Source organism: Rhodanobacter sp. K2T2 (assembly GCF_013408815.1).
Classification (GTDB): Bacteria; Pseudomonadota; Gammaproteobacteria; order Xanthomonadales; family Rhodanobacteraceae; genus Rhodanobacter.
In genome coordinates this window covers 32,757-52,522 of sequence record NZ_JACCCA010000003.1, presented here as the reverse complement: position 1 = coordinate 52,522, position 19,766 = coordinate 32,757, and the positions used below count along the sequence as shown (strand labels likewise).

At 64.4% G+C, this 19,766-nt stretch carries 10 protein-coding genes; 2 read left to right on the top strand and 8 right to left on the bottom strand.

Annotation, left to right across the window (positions count from 1 at the left end; genetic code table 11):
- Positions 1-5: 5 nt before the first annotated feature.
- The 8 genes from HDE78_RS05910 to HDE78_RS05875 form a co-directional block, all read right to left on the bottom strand.
- Complete coding sequence (locus HDE78_RS05910; protein ID WP_179477618.1) at positions 6-1,481, bottom strand: MFS transporter; 1,476 nt, start codon at positions 1,479-1,481, stop codon at positions 6-8.
- Positions 1,478-3,682 (bottom strand): Six-hairpin glycosidase-like protein, encoded by a 2,205-nt coding sequence (locus HDE78_RS05905; protein ID WP_179477617.1) that lies wholly within the window; start codon positions 3,680-3,682, stop codon positions 1,478-1,480. The genes HDE78_RS05910 and HDE78_RS05905 overlap by 4 nt, the downstream gene beginning before the upstream one ends.
- A gap of 204 nt (positions 3,683-3,886) precedes the next feature.
- Entirely contained in the window at positions 3,887-6,274 is a 2,388-nt protein-coding gene (locus tag HDE78_RS05900) for a TIM-barrel domain-containing protein (RefSeq protein ID WP_179477616.1), read from the bottom strand.
- Positions 6,275-6,488: 214 nt separating this feature from the next.
- Positions 6,489-7,592, bottom strand: coding sequence for a putative zinc-binding peptidase (locus HDE78_RS05895; RefSeq protein ID WP_179477615.1), 1,104 nt, complete (start codon positions 7,590-7,592; stop codon positions 6,489-6,491).
- A 200-nt stretch (positions 7,593-7,792) separates the two neighbouring features.
- On the bottom strand, positions 7,793-8,749 hold the full coding sequence (locus tag HDE78_RS05890) for a transglutaminase family protein (protein WP_179477614.1): 957 nt from the start codon (positions 8,747-8,749) through the stop codon (positions 7,793-7,795).
- A 36-nt stretch (positions 8,750-8,785) separates the two neighbouring features.
- Positions 8,786-11,275 carry a circularly permuted type 2 ATP-grasp protein gene (locus HDE78_RS05885; RefSeq protein WP_179477613.1) on the bottom strand — a complete coding sequence of 830 codons (2,490 nt, stop codon included), beginning with the start codon at positions 11,273-11,275 and terminating at the stop codon, positions 8,786-8,788.
- A 182-nt stretch (positions 11,276-11,457) separates the two neighbouring features.
- Positions 11,458-12,204: a sulfite exporter TauE/SafE family protein gene (locus HDE78_RS05880; protein ID WP_179477612.1), complete on the bottom strand. Its 747-nt coding sequence runs from the start codon at positions 12,202-12,204 to the stop codon at positions 11,458-11,460.
- 130 nt (positions 12,205-12,334) lie between these two features.
- Positions 12,335-15,652 (bottom strand): transglutaminase family protein, encoded by a 3,318-nt coding sequence (locus tag HDE78_RS05875; RefSeq protein ID WP_179477611.1) that lies wholly within the window; start codon positions 15,650-15,652, stop codon positions 12,335-12,337.
- A 275-nt stretch (positions 15,653-15,927) separates the two neighbouring features.
- Here HDE78_RS05875 and HDE78_RS05870 point away from each other — a divergent pair, with 275 nt between their 5' ends.
- Both HDE78_RS05870 and HDE78_RS05865 read left to right on the top strand, forming a co-directional pair.
- The gene (locus tag HDE78_RS05870; RefSeq protein WP_179477610.1) at positions 15,928-17,124 is read left to right on the top strand and encodes a cation:proton antiporter; all 1,197 of its coding nucleotides are present in this window, start codon (positions 15,928-15,930) and stop codon (positions 17,122-17,124) included.
- A 136-nt stretch (positions 17,125-17,260) separates the two neighbouring features.
- A complete protein-coding gene (locus HDE78_RS05865) occupies positions 17,261-19,726 on the top strand; it encodes a TonB-dependent receptor (protein WP_179477609.1) in 2,466 nt (821 codons plus the stop codon).
- Positions 19,727-19,766: the final 40 nt, after the last annotated feature.

The window sequence follows — 19,766 nt, the reverse complement described above, 5'->3', positions numbered from 1 at the left end:
CACCGTCAGGTGAGCTTCGCCGCGAATGGCTCGCGCACGCGCAGCGTGCACAGGCCGGCGACGATCAGGCTGGCGCCGCCCAGCGCCAGCGCCCAGATCGGCTGGCCGTGAAAGAACAGCTTCAGCAGTACCCCCAGCACGCTGGCCGCGAGCAGCTGTGGAATGACGATAAAGAAATTGAAGATGCCCATATAGACGCCCATTTTCGCGGCGGGCAGGTTGTCCGATAAAAGTGCGTAAGGCAGCGAGAGAATCGAGGCCCAGGCAAAGCCGACGCCGACCATCGAGACCAGCAGCCAGTGCGGATCGCGAATGAATACGAACGAGATCAGCCCCGCACCGCCCAGCCAAAGATTGATCAGGTGGCTCACGCGCATGCCGAGCATCCGCACCAGCAGGGGAATGAGCACGGCTGCCAGCACACCGACGCCGTTATAGGTGCCCATCAGCACGCCGGCCCAGTTAGCGCCTTCGTTGTAGGCCACGGAGGTGGTGTCGCTGCTGCCGTAGAACGTTTGCGATACGGCCGAGGTGGTGTTGATCCACATCGCAAACATCGCAAACCACGAGAAGAACTGCACCCAGTTGAGTCGGCGCATCGGCCGCGGCATACCGTGCAGATCGCCCATGATCTGACGTAGCGGCCCCGTGCTGTGGGTCAGCGTCAGCCAGACAAACAGCAGTCCGAACAGGATTAGCCCGCCGGCCAGAAGATAGAGCTCCTTGGCCAGCGCAAAGTGGCTGATCAGGAACAGCATCAGCGCGCCCAGCGCGAGAAACAGTGCGCCGGGCTTCCAGGCGCCGGAAGCATTCGTCGGTTCGTTGGGCAGCGCCGGTTCGTCGAAGGACTGTAGCTGCTCGGGCGGGTATTCGCGCGTGCGCAGCACCGTCCACAGCATGGCGCCCAGCAGCACGGCGCCGCCGATATAGAAAGCGAACTTCACCGTGTGCGGCAGCTCGCCCGGTGCCGCGGTGTTGGCCACGCCCCAACGCGTCAGCAGGTACGGCAGGAACGAGGCCACCACCGCGCCCACGCCGATAAAGACGCTTTGCATCGAGTAGCCCAGTGCGCGCTGCGAGGGCGGTAGCTGATCACCGACAAAGGCGCGGAACGGCTCCATCGAGATATTGAACGAGGCGTCCATGATCCACAGCAGGCCGGCAGCCACCCACAGTACGGGCGCGTTGGGCATCGCCAGCAAGGCCAGCGTGGCCAGCACGGCGCCGGCAAAAAAATACGGGCGGCGGCGACCGAAGCGGTTCCAGGTGCGGTCGGAGCAGTAGCCGATGATCGGCTGCACGATCAGGCCGGTCAGCGGCGCGGCAATCCATAGCACCGGAATATCGTCGACGTTGGCGCCGAGCGTCTGAAAGATGCGGCTGACGTTGGCGTTCTGCAGCGCAAAGCCGAACTGGATGCCGAGAAAGCCGAAGCACATGTTCCAGATCTGCCAGAACGACAACGTGGGTTTGGCATTCATGGTGGGATGTTTCCGGGTGCGAGCAGAGCGATCTGCAATTCGTGGATATTGGCGTCGTTCAACGGCCCGCTATCACCGCCGGCGCCGCCGGTGTAATGCGCGAAGTGAGCGAGATAGCTCATGTTGAAGCCGTCGTCGAGATTGAAGCTGCAATGATTGCCGGCTTTGGCGGTGAACTCGCCATAGGTGGAGGCCTGCTCGCCGAGGCTGTGCGGCATCACCAGCGGCACGCGCTGGGCGTCTTCGTCGCCGCACTGCACGATCAGCATCTTTACCGCCGCAGTAATGCCTGTGTTTATCGGCCCGTGATCGTTGGCGTAGCTCAGCCACACGCGATAGTGGCCGCTCGTGGTGGCTGTCCACTGGCGCGGCCATGCGCCGCCGATTTTTGCGGTATCGCCAACGCATGTCGCCGGGCTTTGCAGGGATTCGAGGCCGTGTGTATCGACGCGCGTGGCGCTGAAACATTGCAGGCCGGGTTGCTTCGCGACGATCGTTGTTTCATCGATCGATTGCATCCGCCCGCCGTTGAGATAGATCGTCTCCTTGCCATCGACCTGCAAGCGCCAACCATCGGCCACGCTCGTCACGACCGGTGCATCCGGCCCCACCGGCGCGTACAGCGGCGCATCGGTACGCAAGGCCTCGTCCGTGACGCGGATCGCTTTCAACGTGACGAGTGTCGTCGTACCCGACGTGCTGGCGTGATCGGCAACCAGCAGATTGCCGTCGCCCAGCGTGGAAGGCAGCTGCAGCGTGACGGTCTGCTTTGGCAAGATCAGCGTGATGGTGCGTCGTGCGCCGAACAGCATCGGCACCAGCGAAGTCGGCAGCTTCGGTTCGATGCGGCCATCGTCGTTTAGCCCAAACACGCCTTCGGTGACGGCAGCCAGATACGCCGCGACCGACCACAGCTGACGCGGCGAATTAACGACCGGCCCGCTGAGCGGGCCGTCGTCGAGGTGCTGGCCCTGGGTCAGCAGCTCGTAGTTTTCCATATTGGAGCCGTACAGCGCCGCGCCGCGCATGATCGACTGCAGCTCGTGCGCGATGCGCGCGGGATCGTCGACGCGGCGCGCCGCGCGCAACGCATAGGCGCTGACGAAGGGCCAGATCGCGCGATTGTGATAGATCGGCTGATCGATACGCTCGGGCCAGATCACCGGGCTGCCGGCCGGCCAGGTCGGATAGCTGGCCAGCGCCTGCCGCGCGCGATCGCCCTCGGCCACGCCGCTGGTGATGGCCAGCGCGATGCCGAGCAGATCGTAGCTGTCGTAGGGCGTGCCGTCGCCGCCGATATAGCTCATGTACAGATGGCGATCGTCGCGCCAGAAGCGCGCGTTGATCGTCGATTTCAGCGCCGCCGCCTGCGCGCGATAGTCCGCCGCAGCACTGGGATCACCATGCGATAACGCCAGCGCGGTCGCCATCTGCAAGGCGCCGTAATGCAGCACATTGGTCGACAGCGCGAACGACTGAGCGATCGCGACCACGTTGTTCTGCGTCCACGCGGGATAACTCTGTTCGCGCCAGTCCAGGAACGAGGTCTCGCCGCGATAAAGCCCGAAGCGCTCATCGAATGCATAGGTGCGATTCTGCGCCAGCGTGTGGCGCAGCGCGGGGTACACCCGCGCCGCAAACGCCGGGTCATCCAGCAGGTGGCGCGCGCCGAGAAACCACACCACGCGATCGGTGCTGATCGGCCAGCTGCCGCCGGAGCCGGTGTCCTGCATCACCATACTTTGGCTGGCGGCCGCGCCTGCTGGCAACCGCACCTCGGACAGCTTGAACTGCAGGCCGTTGCGCGAGCGCGCGGGATCGAAACGCCACAGGCCCAGATCGACCGCGTACGACAGATCGCGCGTCCACACGTAGGGCCACTTCAGCCCGGTCTCGAAACACTGGCAGGGAATCGGCTGGCCGTGATCGAAGGCGTCGTCGCGGATCGCGCTGACCGAATCCTGGGCGAGATCGTCCTGCGCCATCGCGAAAAGGCCGTTGAACAGCGTGCTGGCCGTGTCGACCCGCATCGCCTGCGCGGCGATCGCGCGCTGGCCGTATGGCCATGCCAGCGTGTAACCGCCCTGCGCGCCGAGTGTCATCGCGACATGCACGCCGTGCCAGTCGAGGCCGTCCTGCCACTGCGGAGTCGGGGTGGCAGCACCGGCTGCCAGCGCCGCCGTGAGCAGCAGGCTCAGCATGCTGCCAAGGTGTGCAGCCGGTGGCTGGTGCGTGATGTCATCGATGGCTCCCCGCCGCGTGATGTCGCCGTGCCTCGCCGTGATGGCGGGACGCAGGGCGCCATGGTAATCAGCGTCGCAATGCAGCAACCAGCGGCTGCATACGTATTCATCGACAGCGGCGTCGAAGCGTCTGCTGCAGGGCGGGCTGACTGAATCATCGCCTCAGCGCGCCAGCGACAGCACAACGTCCTGCGCCACGGCCGCCTTCACCCGCACATACGTCACCGCGCCATAGCGATCGTGCCCGCTCGACCATCCTTCGCCGCCTGCTTTGACGAGCGCATCGAGACTGTCGAACGAGGGCAGGGCGGCGCTTTCGCGGTTCACCGCGCTGGCTGAGCCGCGGTGGATCTTCAGCAGATAGAACGCCAGCGCCGGCGTGCAGCTGCCGACCACAGCGCCGATCTCGACGTGCACGGCGTTGTTTTGTCGCTGCAGGGCCAGCGACTGGCGGAACGACACACCGTGTTCGTAGGCGTAGGTGCTGCCGTCGTCGTCGTAATAATCGAACGTGGTGCGCCGGTCGTCGGGAAACATGTCGACATCAAGCTGGGTGAGCGGTCGCTGGCCGACGTAATCCATCACCGGCTGCGTCGGGATGATTGCGCCTTGGCGGATGAACAGCGGGATGTCGTGCCAGCGCACGCTGTCGATCGCGATGCGCACACGCTGGCCGCCGCGGTAGGCCTTGCCGCTAAACCAGTCGGTCCAGGTGCCGGCCGGCAAGTAGATATCCTTGGACGTCTGCCCCTCGATCACCACGGGCGACACCAGCAGGCTGTCGCCGAACAGCCAGGCGTCAACGTCGTTGCGCACCTGCGGGTCGCGCGGCCAGTCGAAGGCCAGCGGACGCACCAGGCCGACGCCGTCGATGTGGCGCGCGTATTCATAGCTGTAGATGTACGGGATCAGCGCGTAGCGCAGGCGGATCGCGTCGGTGGCTGCCGCCTCGGCGTCGCTGCCGTAAAGCCATGGCTGGCGCTTTTCGTTGAAATCGCCGTGCACGCGGAAGATCGGCGTGAACGCGCCGAACTCGACCCAGCGCGCATAGTTCTCGTTCGACGGGTGGCCATGGGTGAAGCCGCCGCCGTCCATGCCCCACTGCATCGCGCCCACGTCGACCGCACTGAGCATGCGCGCGCGCTGGCCGGCCATGCTGGCAAAGCCAGTGGCGATATCGCCCGACCACAGGCCGTAGGCATAGCGCTGCGAGCCCAGCCAGAAATTGCGGTTGACCGACCACACGCGCTGGTCCGAATACGCGCGCTGGCCGTCGTAGAGCGCACGCTGCATATTGAGAAACTGGCTGTCGCCGCCGCTGTCGTCGGCCTCGTCGTTCCACCAGCCGACGATGCCGGTATCGAAGGAATGCTTCAGCGCGTCGTTGAAAAACCAGGCGCGTGCGGCAGCCTTGTCGAAGTCGATGACGCGCACCGGCTTGTGCGAGAAATAGTCGTCGCTGGTCGCTGTATCGGCCAGCCACAGGTCGTGCGATGTGGCGTAACGCCCTTCGACCGTATCGACGTGCACGCGTGGCTTCATGATGCCGGTGAGGTGCATGCCGCGCTGATCGAGCAGCGACTTCAGCTTGCCGCTGGGGCCGTCGGGAAATTTCACCGGGTTCCAGCGGAATTCGCCGTAGTCGTCCTCGCCCCAGGCCTTCCAGTCGAAGTCGAGGGTGAAGTTGTCGATCGGGATGTGCTTGCGACGGTAGGTGTCGATGATCGATAGCAGCTCCTTCTGGTCGATGTTCCACTGGCTGTTGGTAAAGCCCATCGCCCATTTCGGAAACAGCGGCGTATGGCCGCTGAGCCGTGCGATCGTGCCGAAGATCTCGGTTGGCCGTCCCAGCAGGATGAAATAATCGATATTGCCGACGGGCGTCTGGACGTCCATATGCGCGTCGGCGAGAACGAAGCTGACGCCCTGGCTATTCACTAGCAGCCCGTAACCCGCCGTGCTCCAGACGAAGGGCGCGCCGGCGTGTCCCTGCGCGCCGGCGGTGGCGAGCTGGTGGCCCTGCCGCAGGAGTCCTGCCGAAGCACTTTCAATCGCGTTATAGCCGCCGATGCCGTACATCGCATCGGCCGCATCGTGGGTGAGCTGCAGCTTGCCCTGCGCCAGCGAGGCGAGGTCGTGCTGGCGCAGCAGCAGACGATGCGCGGCATCCTCGATGCGCAGCTCGCGCTGGGCCTTGTCCCAGATCACGTGGACGTCGGACGCGTCGAGTTCCCGCGTGGAGGCCGTTTCCAGCTGTCGTACATTCGGCAGCACGGCCGGTTGCCAGGCAGGATCCAGCATCAGCGAATCGACCCCACCTGCTGGCGCGCTGGTTCCGGCGGTCCGTTCTGCGCGAAACTGCACGCGCACGGTATTTGCTTCGACCAGCGCGATCGTCAGCTGCCCGTGATCAACCGGGATACGCAGGCAGTTACTGCAGGGTGTCGAGAGCGCAGGCGCTGCGTCGGATGATCCAGCGCGCACTTGTGTGGCGGCCAGCAAGGCCATTGCCAGCAGCGATGCCAGCGCGGCGTTGCTTTGGCGGCGCATCGGCGCGGTTGCCTGACCATGCAGCAAAACGCGCCTGTAACTTTTCCGATCGACCATCGCCCGTCCCTTTTGCTGGAAGCGGCCATGGTAGGCCCGCCGTCGAGCCGGAGCGCGGCGCTGCATACGTATTCATGCGTGCTGTGAGATGTGCGGTCTGGGGCTGCATCGGCGTCCGGTGGTCAACCATCGGATGCCGACGTGCGATGTTGCCGCATCAAGTACGTTGCAATGCCGGGCTATTCGGCGTCGATGCCGGCACATTGCCCTGCGTGCGTATCACTTTATGGATGAAACGCAGTTTGTCGATCACCGGCGGCGCCAGTGCGAACGGGTAGCCGTCCGGCGTACCCATGCTGCGGTTGAGACTGTTCAGCACGTAGGTCAGCGGGAACCAGCGCTCGATCATTTCGCTGAAGGAGCGCGTCACGATGTCCACCGGCTCGACCTGCAGCGACGGTTCGCTGGGGTTGGACGGTGCCAGCATCAGGCCGCAGGCACTGGCGGTTTCCAGCGTGTCGACCATGTGCATGTAATGTGCCCAGGTTTCCGCCCAATCCTCGAACGGGTGCATAGTGGCGTAGGCGCTGATGTAGGACGATTCCCAGTTCGCCGGCGGCCCTTCCTGGTAGTGACGCTTGATTTCTTCGCCGTAGTCCACGCGTTCGTCGCCGAAGATCGCACGGCACTCGTCCATCAGCGGCCCTTCCTGCATCAGGCGCATGAAGTAGTAGTGGCCGATCTCGTGGCGAAAGTGGCCTAGCAGGGTGCGATAGGGTTCGTGCAGGCGCGTGCGGGTTTTTTCGCGATAGCCGTCGTCCGCCTCGGCGATGTTCAGCGTGATCAATCCGTCGGAGTGGCCGGTATGCACCGGCGGCTCGCCCAGCTGGTTTTCCAGAAACTCGAAGGCGAGCCCGGTTTCCGGATTCTCCTCGCGCGATTCGATCGGCAGGTCGAGGTGCGTGAGCGTATACAGCAGGCGGCGCTTGGCGCGCTCGAGCTTGTACCAATATTCGCGATTTTCGTCGGACGACAGCGTGGGAATGGTGAGCGTGAGCCGGCACGATTTGCACAGCGATTCGGGATCGTCCGTAGGAATCATCCGGTTGCACACGTGCTCGGCGATATAATTCTGGCACTGCTTGTAGCTGCGGCCGTTGCTGCGTGCATCCAGGCTGCGCCAGAAGCCGTTGTCGTCCGGTTCGAACGCGGTCACGTCGTCCAGATCGTAGACGTAGCCCAGCATGTGGCCGCAGCGCTCGCACAATACGTTTTCGAAAAACACCTGCTGGTTGCAGCTATTGCAGTGGAACGTTTTCATGACCTTCGCAAACCCCCTGGCCGCGCCTTTGCGCACCTTCGAACCGTCATTCTGTCGATGCGCACGCATGCTGGAAGTGAATCGTGGCGCGGGCTGCATCGATCGACCCGTTTAACACTTTTGAGCTTGGTCAGCGCCGTCATGCCGCGCCACCGCGAGAGGTGCGGCATGACGGCGAAACGCGGGTGAAGCCCGTGTAGTCAGCACTGTTTTTGCCACTGCGCCAGCGCATCGCTGGTGGCGTTATTCAGCGGCAGCTCGTCCAGCGGCAGCATGGTGACGCTCACTTTCAATTCCTGCTCGCCGCCGCCGAGAATCACGCCGCGCAGCGGCGACACGTCGCCGAAGTCGCGGCCCCAGGCCAGCGTCACGTGCTGGCTGCCGGGCAGCAGATTGTTGGTGGGATCGGCGTCGATCCAGCGGTCTTCGTCCTCGCCCGGGCACCACACCGACACCCAGGCATGCGAAGCGTCGGCGCCGATCAGTCGTTCCTGGCCGGGCGGCGGCGTGGTGAGGATGTAGCCGCTGACGTAGCGCGCAGCCAGACCGATCGAGCGCAGGCACGACACCATCACATGGGCGAAGTCCTGGCACACGCCGCGCCGGCGCGTCAGCACATCGGCCACGGGCGTGGCGACGGTGGTGGCTTCGGGGTCGAAGGCGAAGTCGCGATGGATCTTTGCGTTCAACGCGAGCACGCTGTCCAGCAGCGATCGACCGGGTGGGAAGCAGTCCGCCGCATAGTTGGCGAAGCGGCGTTTGATCCGCCCATACGGCGAGCCGAAGCGGTATTGCAGCGCGGCCAGCGTGACCGGCGAGGGCGAGTCGCCGGCGTGGTATTGCAGGCGGTTGCGCACGGTTTCCCACGCCGGCGTATCGGCGAAGCTGGCCGGGTCGGGCGAAAACACCTCGACGACGCTTTCGGTGCGTACCCACAGTTCGTCGTGCGGTGCCTCGAACGCGAGCATCGCCGAGGCATTGCCGAAAGCATCGTCGTGTTCCCGTTGAAAGCTCGGCTCGGGGATGATCTGGCGCCGATGATCCAGGCACTGCTGGCGCGTCAGCTCGCGCGGCGTCAGGTGCAGCAGCTGACGCGACAAAGCCACCGGCGCGTCGTACCGGTAATGCGTGTCGTGGGTAACTCTGTAACGTGCCATGTGCGAACGATAGCAGGCTATCGCCGTGCCACTTTCTCAGGCGGCCAGCGTTTGCCGGCTGCGCTCGCCGACATGGGTGAAGTGGCGGGCGGCAAGCACGTCGGAAAGCTCGCGCGCCGCGCGGGCGGTGTTGCCAAGCAGTGTCGCCAGGGCCAGCAAGACCGACTCATCCGGTTGCTCCAGCGTGGACAGCTCGAAGCCGGTGTATTCCTGCAGCACCGCCAGCAGCTCGTCCGCCAGCGCGTAGTGATCGCCGCCGAGATCGGCGGATAGTTCGCCCAGATGGATCAGCAGCTGGCGCAGCTGGAATACCACGCCGTGCGGATTGCTATCGTCGAACACCACCAGGTCGAGCACCGGCAGCAGCTCGGGCTGCGCGCGATAGCGGCTGCGATAGGTGATGGAGCTGTCGGCCACTTCGAGCAGCCAGTCCAGGCTGTGCCAGCCTTGATCGACGCCGTGATGCAGAAAACAGGCGCTGGCCGATGCCATAAAGGCCAGCCGCTCCAGATGACGGCCTATCATCAGAAAGCGCCAGCCGTTGTCGCGCGTCATGCCGTCCATCGCGAAACCCGACAGGCCCACGCCGAGAATCAGGCTGTTGTCCAGATACTCCAGGGCAGCGCTGAGTCCCGCTTTTTTGCGCGCATCCATTGTCGGCGGAAGCGGCAGCTGGTTGAGCATCAGCCAGTTGTCCAGCGACAGATGCTCGCGGATCTGGGTGCCGGTCCAGGCCAGGTGACGCAGGTTGGCGGTCAGGCTCTCTACGCGCCTGGCATCGCAAATGGCCGTCCATATCGCGTCGTCGGGTTTGGGCTCGGGCTCGTCCTTCTCCACCGGCGCAAACAGATTCAGTCCCTTGCACAGCACCAGCGCCGATTCGCGCGCCGGCATGGCGCTGGTGTCGGCATAGCGCGTGAGCGTGATGCGCAACAGGCGCGCGCTGTCGTCGCAGCGGCTGGTATAGCGGCCGAACCAGAACAGATTTTCCACCAGTCGCGACGAAAGATTGGACGGGCTGCGCACCAGCTCTTTCGCGGTGATGGTGTTGGCCAGCAGGCTGAAGCGGCTCACCGGCACGTCGGAAAGTACCCAGGTGTCCTTGCTGCCGCCGCCGCGCTGCATGCTGATCATCTGCGCCACCGGCGTGCCGGCCACGCGGGCCAGACCGCCGGGCATCACGGTATAGCCACCGTCGGTATTCGCCGTGGCGTAAACGCGCAGGCCGACCGGCCGCGCCGCCAGATGATGCTCTTGCGAGATCACTGGTACCTGCGACAGCCGCACCATCTCCTGCGCCACCCAGGCGCGCGGCTGTTTGCGCAGGCGCAGAATCAGCGCGGCGCGCGCCTTGCCGCGCATATCGCGACCGAGCATCGGTCGGTGCGTGGTCGACGGGTAGGCCGGCTTGATCACCAGTTCGTCCAGATGCGCGATCACGTACTCCAGCGCGGCCGGTTCGCCGCACCACCAGCTCGCCACCGCCGGCATCGCCAGCGATTCGCCGAGCAGGCGTTCGCACACGCGCGGCAGAAACGCGGCGATCGCACCCGATTCGACCAGGCCGCTGCCCGGCGCGTTGGCGATCAGCACGCGTCCTGCGCGCGCCACCTGCAGCAGACCGGGAACGCCCAGGGCGGAATCGCCGCGCAGCTCCAGCGGGTCGCAGTAGTCGTCGTCGAGCCGGCGCAGAATCGCATGCACGCGCTGCAGGCCGGTCAGGGTCTTCAGATACACCGTCTCGCCGCGTACGGTGAGATCCTGGCCTTCCACCAGCGGAAAGCCGAGATAACGCGCGAGGTAGGCGTGCTCGAAATAGGTTTCGTTGTACGGGCCGGGCGTCAGCAGCACGGTCAGCGGCGTTTCGCCGGCGTCGTGCGGCGCGTGCTGGGTCAGGTTCTGGCGCAGCGCGCGGAAAAACTCGGCGAGGTGCTGCACTTTCAAGTCACGAAAGAGTTCGGGAAAGGCGCGCGACACGATCAGCCGATTCTCCAGCGCGTAGCCCGCGCCCGACGGCGCCTGCGCCCGATCGCCGATCACCCACCACTGGCCATCGGCCGACCGCGCCAAGTCCACCGCGTACAGATGCAGAAAGCGCCCGCCCGGCGGCTGGAGCCCGCGGCACGGCCACAGAAAATCCGGATGCCCGTACACCGTCGCCGGCGGAATCAGCCCCTCGGCCAGCAGCGCTTGCGGGCCGTAAAGGTCAGCCAGCACCGCATCCAACAATCGCGCACGCTGCGCCACGGCGGTGGCAAGCTCCGACCATTCGCTGGCTGGCAGCAGCAGCGGCAGCGGATCCAGATCCCACGGCCGCGCCGCGCCCTGAGTCGACGCGTACATGTTGTACGTCACGCCGTTTTCCAGCACCTGGCTGCGCACAAACTCCTGCCGCTGGCGAATCTGCACCACCGACGTCTCGCGCAAGTGCGTCAACAGGGGTCGCCAGTGCTGCCGCGGCATGCCGTTGGCGTCGAGCATCTCGTCATAGCGATCGCGATGCGGCTGGTAAGCGTCGGTGATCATCGGAGCCGTGAAGGAAACGTATATCCGACAGTCTAAAGAAACACGACCTGATGTGGCAGCTCGGATTCCATCAGCGCCGTGCATGCGCGAATCCTCGCAGGTTGGGATGAGCGTCAGCGAGCCCCAACATCGCACTCCCATCGTCGCCGCGGATTTTCGCTCCCTGGGGCCATCGACTCCCGCTACTGGGTTATGAACAAGCCAACAGTCAGCACGATGCCGATGATCACAATAAGAACGCGCAGCAGCTTTTCCGGTACTCGTCGAAGCACCCATGCGCCCACCAGGCCGCCCAGAATGGCGCCTGCGCCCAGCAGCAGGGCGGGTATCCATATCAGCGAAGGGGAAAACAGGAAGACCAGCAGCGAGGTCGTGTTGATCACTGCGGCGAGCGCGTTTTTCGTCGCCGATGCCGGCCGCGCCGACAGCCCCATCAGCCCGAGCGAGGCTACCGTCATAAAGCCGATGCCGCCGCCGAAATAGCCGCCGTATATCGATATTGCGCTCTGCAGGAAAACGGCCGCGGCCGTGGGTATCGGCTTGCGCTTTTCCGTCGTGCGGCGCCCGAAGGCGGACCACGCAAACAGGCAGGTGGCGAACAGGATCAGCCACGGCAGCATGGATTTGAACAGGTCGCTCGGCGTCCACAGCAGGAGCAGTGCGCCGATCAGGCCACCGCTGGCACCGAGCACGCACATCATCTTGAACGAGAGTGTCTCGGCATCCTCGATAAGCCGCCGGCCAGCCAATCCGGTGACTACCTGTCCCGGATACAGCGCGACCGACGAGGTGATATTCGCGGACCGTGCATCGAGCCCCGCAAGCATCAACGCGGGAATCGTGATGAACGACCCACCACCTGCGAGTGCGTTCTGGGATCCGGCCCAGAGGCCGGCGATAAAAAGCAGTCCGAGCGTGATGGGTGTCATGGCATCAAGCATAAGGGACGCCGGTATAAGCCTTCGAGTCTTGAAGACTGGCTGCTTAAACTCATTCTTATTAGCTGTCGATCTTAGCTGTCGATGCCTCAATCGACCCAAAGCTGTGTTCGAAGAATTTCTAACGTCGAAGGTCTAGCGTAAACGGGAAATTCGGATTGCGCTCCGCCGGCTGTGTGCCAATACGGCCCGGGGTGTGTCCGAGGCGGAAGAAGCGGCTGAGGCGGCGGCTTTCGGCGGCGTAGGCGTTGACCGGGAAATCGTCGTAGCTGCGGCCGCCCGGATGCGCAACGTGGTACTGGCAGCCGCCCATGCTGCGGTCCATCCAGGTGTCGACCAGGTCGAACACCAGCGGGGCGTCGGCGGGGAGGGTGGGATGCAGGCTGGTCGGCGGCTGCCACGCCTTGTAGCGCACGCCGGCGACGAATTCACCGACGTCGCCGGTGGGCGCCAGCGGCAGGGCGCGGCCGTTGCAGGTAATCACATAGCGATCGCCGGCCATGCCACGCACCTTGACCTGCATGCGTTCGACCGAGGCGTCGACGTAGCGCACGTTGCCGCCGGCCGAACCTTCTTCGCCGAGCACGTGCCACGGCTCCAGCGCGTGACGCAGTTCGACGTCCACGCCAAGGCTGGCGAAATCGCCGACCTTGGGGAAGCGGAATTCGACGTGCGGCGCGAACCAGTCCAGCTCGATGGGATAACCGGCAATGCGCGTTTCCTCGAGCACGTCGGCCAGGTCCTGCTTGACGAAATGCGGCAGCATGAAGCGGTCGTGCAGTTCGGTGCCCCAGCGCATCAGGCGCGGCGGTTCGTAGGGTGTTTTCCAGAAGCGTGCGATCAGCGCGCGGATCAGCAGCTGCTGCGCCAGCGACATGCGCGCGTGCGGCGGCATTTCGAAGGCGCGCATCTCCAGCAGGCCCAGGCGGCCGGTGGCGCTGTCGGGCGAGTACAGCTTGTCGATGCAGAACTCGGCGCGATGCGTGTTGCCGGTGACGTCGATCAGCAGATTGCGCAGCAGTCGATCGACGACCCAGGGTTCGATAGAGTCTGGTTCGATATCGCCGCCGGGCGAGGGCATCTGGCGGAAGGCGATTTCCAGCTCGTAGATCGAGTCGTTGCGCGCTTCGTCGATGCGCGGCGCCTGGCTGGTCGGGCCGATGAACAGGCCGGAGAACAGGAACGACAGCGACGGATGATTGTTCCAGTACGAAATCAGGCTTCGCAGCAGATCGGGCCGGCGCAGGAACGGCGAGTCCAGCGTCTGCGCCGCGCCGAGGGTGAAGTGGTTGCCGCCGCCGGTGCCGGTGTGGCGGCCGTCGAGCATGAACTTTTCGGTGATCAATCGCGTTTCGCGCGCCGTGTCGTACAGGTGCGTGGTGCGCTCGACCAGCTCGTCCCAGCCGGTGGCCGGATGAATGTTCACCTCGATGACGCCCGGGTCCGGCGTGACGCGGAACTGGTTGATGCGCGGGTCGCGCGGCGGCTCGTAGCCCTCCAGGATCACCGGCGTTTTCAAAGCGGATGCAGTCGCTTCGATCGCGGCCACCAGCGCGATGTAATCGTCCACTTCGTCGGTCGGCGGCATGAACAGATACAGGATGCCGTCGCGCGCCTCGGCGCACAGCGCGCGGCGGGCGATGTTGTCGGCCGATTCGCCGACTGCCGGCGGGACCTCCTCGGCAGTAGTGACATGCCCGTTCAGAGCGACGCCGCTCTCGATCGGCTGCAGCTGTTTCTTCAGCGCGTCGGCGCTGGGCAGCTTCAGCACCGGGCGCGAGGGATCGGGCGGTATGACAAACGGGAAATCGATCTTGCGCACCCACGGCTGCGAATCCAGCGGCAGGCGATAGCCCAAGGGGGAGTCGCCCGGCACCAGATAGCAGCGCTCGCTGCGCAGGTACCACGAGCCGCTTTTCCAGCTGCCGTCACTGCTGCGCGACACCGGCAGTACGTGGCCGACGACTTTATCCAGGCCCTGGCCGAAGACTTTGGCCAGCCGCTTGCGCTCCAGCGCATCGTCCAGCTTGGCATCGTGCGGATCGACGTTGACCGGGAGCTGGCGCTCGCGCCAGAGGTAATAGAACGCATCTTCGTACGCGGGGAATACGTGGCCGGCCTGCACGCCCAGCGTTTTCGCCACGCCGTGCAGAAAGCGTTCGGCCAGCGCGGCATCGGCGCTGCCCGGCTTGCGCTCGTCGGCGTGCAGCGACGGATCGCTCCACAGCGGCTCGCCGTCGCGGCGCCAGAAGCAGTTGAGCGACCAGCGCGGCAGTTGTTCGCCCGGGTACCACTTACCCTGGCCGAAATGCACGAGGCCGTGGGGCGCGTACTTGGCTCGCAGCTTGTGGAACAGTTCGCCGGCCAGCTTGCGCTTGGTCGGGCCCAGCGCGGCGATGTTCCACTCGGCGCCGTCGGGGTCGTCCATCGCCACGAAGGTCGGCTCGCCGCCCATGGTCAGGCGCACGTCGAGCTTTTGCATATCCTCGTCGATGCGATGGCCGAGCGCCTCGATCGTCTGCCACTGGTCTTCGGTATACGGCTTGGTGACGCGCGGCGCTTCCCACACGCGCTCGATCCGCATGACGTGTTCGAACTCGACCTCGCTTTCGTCCACACCGCCGCTGATCGGCGCGGCCGAGGAGGGCTCCGGGGTCGCGGCCAGCGGGATATGTCCTTCACCGGCGAACAGGCCCGAAGTCGGGTCCAGACCGATCCAGCCCGCGCCGGGCAGATAGACCTCGCACCAGGCATGCAGGTCGGTGAAGTCGACCGTGGTGCCGGATGGGCCGTCCAATGATTTGACGTCGGGCACCAGCTGGATCAGGTAACCGGAGACGAAGCGCGCGGCCAGCCCGAGATGGCGCAGCAGCTGCACCAGCAGCCAGGCCGAGTCGCGGCACGAGCCCGAACCGTTGGTCAGCGTTTCTTCCGGCGTCTGCACGCCTGGCTCCATGCGGATCAGGTAGCTGACGTCGCCCTGCACCAGCTGGTTGATCATGACCAGGAAGTCCACGCTGCGCAGCGGCTCGCGCGGGATCTTGGCCAGGTAGCGTTCGAACAGCGGCGTCATCGGCAGTTTTTTCAGATACGGCGCCAGCTCCTCACCCTGTTCCGCGTCGTATGCGAAGGGAATGGTTTCGGCGTACGGCTCGAGAAAAAAGTCGAACGGGTTGATCACCGACAGCTCGGCGACCAGGTCGACCTCGATGCGCAGCTCGCGCGTGGGCTCGGGGAACACCAGCCGCGCCAGCCAGTTGGCCTGTGGGTCCTGCTGCCAGTTCACGAAATGACCGGCCGGCTCGACCTTCAGCGAGTAGCTGAGGATCGGCGTGCGGCTGTGCGGTGCAGGCCGCAGGCGAACCACCTGCGGCCCCAGTTTCACCAGCCTGTCGTAGCGGTAATGTGTGATATGGGTCAGGGCAACATGGATCGACATGGGATCTCGATAGTGTTGTTGGCGGGCTTGTGACACCTGCCATGAGTGAAGATTTTCTACGCGTTGCGATCGGGGCCTAGGCCGTTGACCGGCGCCAGTAAAGTGCTGAAAGCCGACTCGATGTGTCTACCTTAACGGCCCTCGTGTGAGTAGACCATTGTGATGTGTCGTTATGGGCGCCCCCTGATCGCTTGGACGCATGCCAACGGCCGGCGCAGGAAAATCCGCTACGATCGTCGCGATAGTGCACCAGCCGGGGCAAGCGGGTAGAGCTAATGAACAGCACGGATATTTTCCTGATCGCCATGACGATCATCTTCAGCGTGCCGTACCTGATCTGGCGGCTGGGCCGCACGGATTACTACGCGCCGCTGGTGGTGGTGCAGATCGTTACCGGCATCGTGCTGGGGCCGGGCATTCTCGGCGCGGCATTCCCCGACTACTACGCCACCGTCTTCAGCCCGCCGGTGATCCAGGCGCTCAACGGCATCGCGTGGTGGGCGGTGATGGTATTCGTGTGGATTGCCGGCATCGAGCTCGATCTGAAGCAGGTCTGGCTGCAGCGGCGCGAGTGCGGCATTACCGCCGGCCTGGCACTGGGCGTACCGCTCATTTTTGGGAGCCTGGCGGCTGCCGGGCTGCTGGCGTGGCGCACGGGGTTTATCGGCGAGGCCGCCGCGCCCTGGCAGTTTCTGCTGGGCGTCGGCATGGCCTGCGCGGTGACCGCGCTGCCGATCCTGCTGCTGCTGATGGAGAAGCTTCAGATCATGCGCGCGCCGTTGGGTCAGCGCGTGCTGCGCTATGCGAGTCTGGACGATCTGGCGATCTGGGGCGTGCTGGCGCTGATCCTGCTCGACTGGCATCGGGTCGGGCTGCAGTTGCTGTTTCTGCTGCTGTTTGCGCCGACCGCGTGGCTGTTCCGTAGGCTGATGCAGCGGATACCCGAGTCCGATCGCTGGTACGTCGGCCTGATCTGGCTGGCCGCCTGCGGCTTTGCCGCCGATCGCGCGGGCCTGCACTTCATGGTCGGCGCGTTTCTGTCGGGGGCGGTGATCGATCGCGAGTGGTTCAACCAAGACCATATGGACCTGCTGCGCAAGCACGTGCTGCTGGTGGTGATGCCGGTGTTTTTTCTCTCGACCGGGCTGCGCACCAACTGGACGGTCGGGGGAGGCGCGGTATTTATCGCCGCGGCGGTGCTGTTGGTCGCCGCCGTGGCCGGCAAGTTGGCCGGCATCCATCTGGCCGGCCGCTGGCTAGGCTGGCCGAAGGGCGATGCGTGGATCGTCGGCTGGCTGCTGCAGACCAAGGCGCTGATCATGATCATTTTCGTCAACATCCTGCTGGATCGTCATCTGATTACCGGCGCCACCTTTACCGCGCTGCTGCTGATGGCGGTGGCCAGCACCATGCTCACCGTGCCGATGGTCAGCCCGCGGCTGATACGCGCGAAGCTTTCGCCGAGCGGGTGACGTCGTTCTGTAACGTCAAACCAATCGCAATGACATGCCGATTGCCTAGCATTGCCGCAATAAGTTGCGTCGTGCTTCAACATCGGCGTTTGTGGCGGCCCTGGCGTGTGCCGGCCGCATCATTGGGAGGCTGAAAATGTCGTATTGCCCTTCCGCACGTATCACCGTGCGGCCTTATCGTGTTCGTCTGTTGGTCGCTGCCATCGCGGCGACCTTGGCCAGCCATGGCGCCATGGCCGCTGACGTCACGACGTCGTCGAGCACCGTCACTGGCAGCGAAGCGAATACCGCGCCAGCGCCGGCGGCGCCACAGGACAGCCCTGCTTCGAGCGCCAGTGCTTCGCCCAAGGATCTCGACTCGGTGGTGGTGAGCGCCAAGAGTACGCGCTCGGCGGTGTCGCTGACCGGTAAGGAGATACAGAAAATCCAGCCGGGCGCCAGCCCGCTGAAGGCGATTCAGACCCTGCCCGGCGTGCTGTATCTCACTGCCGATCCGTGGGGCAACAACGAGCAGAACACGCAGCTGTTCGTGCACGGTTTCAGCACGCAGCAGCTCGGGTACACGATGGACGGCGTGCCGCTGGGCGACCAGCAGTACGGCAACTACAACGGCCTGTCGCCGCAGCGCGCGGTGATCAGCGAAGACGTGGGCTCGGTGACGCTGGCCTCGGGCGCGGGCGATCTATCCACAGCGTCGACCTCGAATCTCGGCGGCACGGTGACCACGGTCTCCAGCGATCCGTCCAAGACTTCCGGCCTCAAGTTTGCACAGACCTTCGGCAGCTATTCGACCACGCGCAGCTACCTGCGCTACGACACCGGCGAATTCGGCAACGGCAATTCGGCGTATGCCTCGTTCGTCAACCAGGATCAGCGTGCGTGGGATTTCGCCGGCCATCAGCGCGGCGTGCAGGCCGACGGCAAGTTCGTGCACGACGACAGCAACGGCAAGTTCACTTTTTTCGCCGACTACTCGGACAAGGTCGAGCCGAACGAGGACAGTGTCTATCACGGCACCGCGGCGGGTCAGGGCACGGTGCTGCCGTATACGCGTGCCTTTACCTATCCGAATTTTCCGTACGCGCTGGCGTATCTGGGCGCCAATGGCGCACCGCCCGCGTCGGCCGGCAACAATTATCGCAACTATTACAGCGACGCTCAGCGTACCGACTATCTGACGTACGCCAAGTACGACTGGAAGATCAGCGACGGCGTAACCTGGAGCAACCAGGTCTACTTCCACCACAACGACGGCGTCGGCGTGGTGGCCGGCCCGATCCAGGTGGCGGGGCTGCCGGCACTTTTCAGCGTTTACTACCCGGGTCAGAACCTCAAGCAGGTGTTCGGCAATTCGGGCTATGCCACGCGTACCACCGAGTACCAGATCAACCGCACCGGCTTTCTCTCCAGCGTGGATTGGGTGGCCGGCAACAACCAGCTCGACGCCGGCATTTGGTACGAGTTGAACCGCTCGGGCCAATACCGCCGCTGGTATGCGCTGGACGTCAACGACCCCACCTCGCCGTATCAGCGGCCGAATGACGATCTGACGCCGCTGATCACACAGTACAACGTCGAGAACCGCACGCAGGTCGTGCAGCCGTACGTGTCCGATCAGTGGTTCATCACGCCGGAGATCACGCTGTCGGCAGGCTTCAAGTCCAGCTTCCAGTTCGCCACCGGCCGCGTGCCGACCCAGCCGCTGCCGGGTTCGACCGTGGGCGTGACGCAGCTGCCGGCGGGTACCATCGACACGCGGCAGAAATTTTTGCCGCAGATTGGCGCGACCTGGGATATCACCGCTCAGGATCAGCTGTTCGCCAACGTGCAGAAAAACACGCGCCAGTTCATCACCTACGGTGCGGGCGGACTGTCGCCGTGGAGCTTGGGTAGCCAGGCCGCGTTCAATCAGTTCAAGCAGACGGTGTCGCCGGAAACCGCGTGGACGGAAGAACTCGGGCTGCGTACGCAGCATGATTTCAATCTTGGGCCGGTGAGCGGTATCGATGGCCAGGTCAGCGTCTACCACGTCGACTTCTCTAACCGCCTGCTGTCGATCAGCCCGACCCCGGTGATTTCATCCATCGTCGGCGGCGCGCCGATCATCGCCAACGTCGGCAGCGTCACCACCAACGGCGTGGATATTGCCGGTACGCTGCATTTCGGCGATCACCTGAGTTTCTACGACGCCCTGTCGTACAACCAGTCGCAGTACAACGACAACTACCTCAGCGGCACTACCGTGGTGCCGACCTCGGGCAAGAACGTGCCGGGCAGCCCGGAGTGGCTGAACAAGTTCATTTTCAGCGCGAACTACGGCGCGATCAGCGGTCAGCTGGTGGGCGACTACGTCGGCAAGGTCTATGCGACCTATACCAACGATTTGTCGGTGCCGAGCTACTTCCTGCTCAGCGCGCAGGCCAGTTACGCAATACCGGGCACGCTGGGCATCCTGCACGATGCCAAAATCAGCTTGAACGTCAGCAACCTGCTACAGAAGAAGGGCGCGTACGAAGTGGTGGTCGGCGCCGCCTCGGGTACCTACAATACTTACCCGATCGCACCGCGGCAGTTTTTCGTGACGTTCTCGGCGAGTTTGTAAGAGGGTTGGAATAACCTCGCTTTCGAAACGCTTCGCGCAG

What these genes read in the sequence shown, in the direction of transcription:
- HDE78_RS05865 (WP_179477609.1), top strand. Translation starts at nt 17,261, where the DNA reads ATGTCGTATTGCCCTTCCGCACGTATCACCGTGCGGCCTTATCGTGTT.
- HDE78_RS05895 (WP_179477615.1), bottom strand. Translation starts at nt 7,592, where the DNA reads ATGAAAACGTTCCACTGCAATAGCTGCAACCAGCAGGTGTTTTTCGAA.
- HDE78_RS05885 (WP_179477613.1), bottom strand. Translation starts at nt 11,275, where the DNA reads ATGATCACCGACGCTTACCAGCCGCATCGCGATCGCTATGACGAGATG.
- HDE78_RS05890 (WP_179477614.1), bottom strand. Translation starts at nt 8,749, where the DNA reads ATGGCACGTTACAGAGTTACCCACGACACGCATTACCGGTACGACGCG.
- HDE78_RS05905 (WP_179477617.1), bottom strand. Translation starts at nt 3,682, where the DNA reads ATGCTGAGCCTGCTGCTCACGGCGGCGCTGGCAGCCGGTGCTGCCACC.
- HDE78_RS05900 (WP_179477616.1), bottom strand. Translation starts at nt 6,274, where the DNA reads ATGCGCCGCCAAAGCAACGCCGCGCTGGCATCGCTGCTGGCAATGGCC.
- HDE78_RS05870 (WP_179477610.1), top strand. Translation starts at nt 15,928, where the DNA reads ATGAACAGCACGGATATTTTCCTGATCGCCATGACGATCATCTTCAGC.
- HDE78_RS05910 (WP_179477618.1), bottom strand. Translation starts at nt 1,481, where the DNA reads ATGAATGCCAAACCCACGTTGTCGTTCTGGCAGATCTGGAACATGTGC.
- HDE78_RS05880 (WP_179477612.1), bottom strand. Translation starts at nt 12,204, where the DNA reads ATGACACCCATCACGCTCGGACTGCTTTTTATCGCCGGCCTCTGGGCC.
- HDE78_RS05875 (WP_179477611.1), bottom strand. Translation starts at nt 15,652, where the DNA reads ATGTCGATCCATGTTGCCCTGACCCATATCACACATTACCGCTACGAC.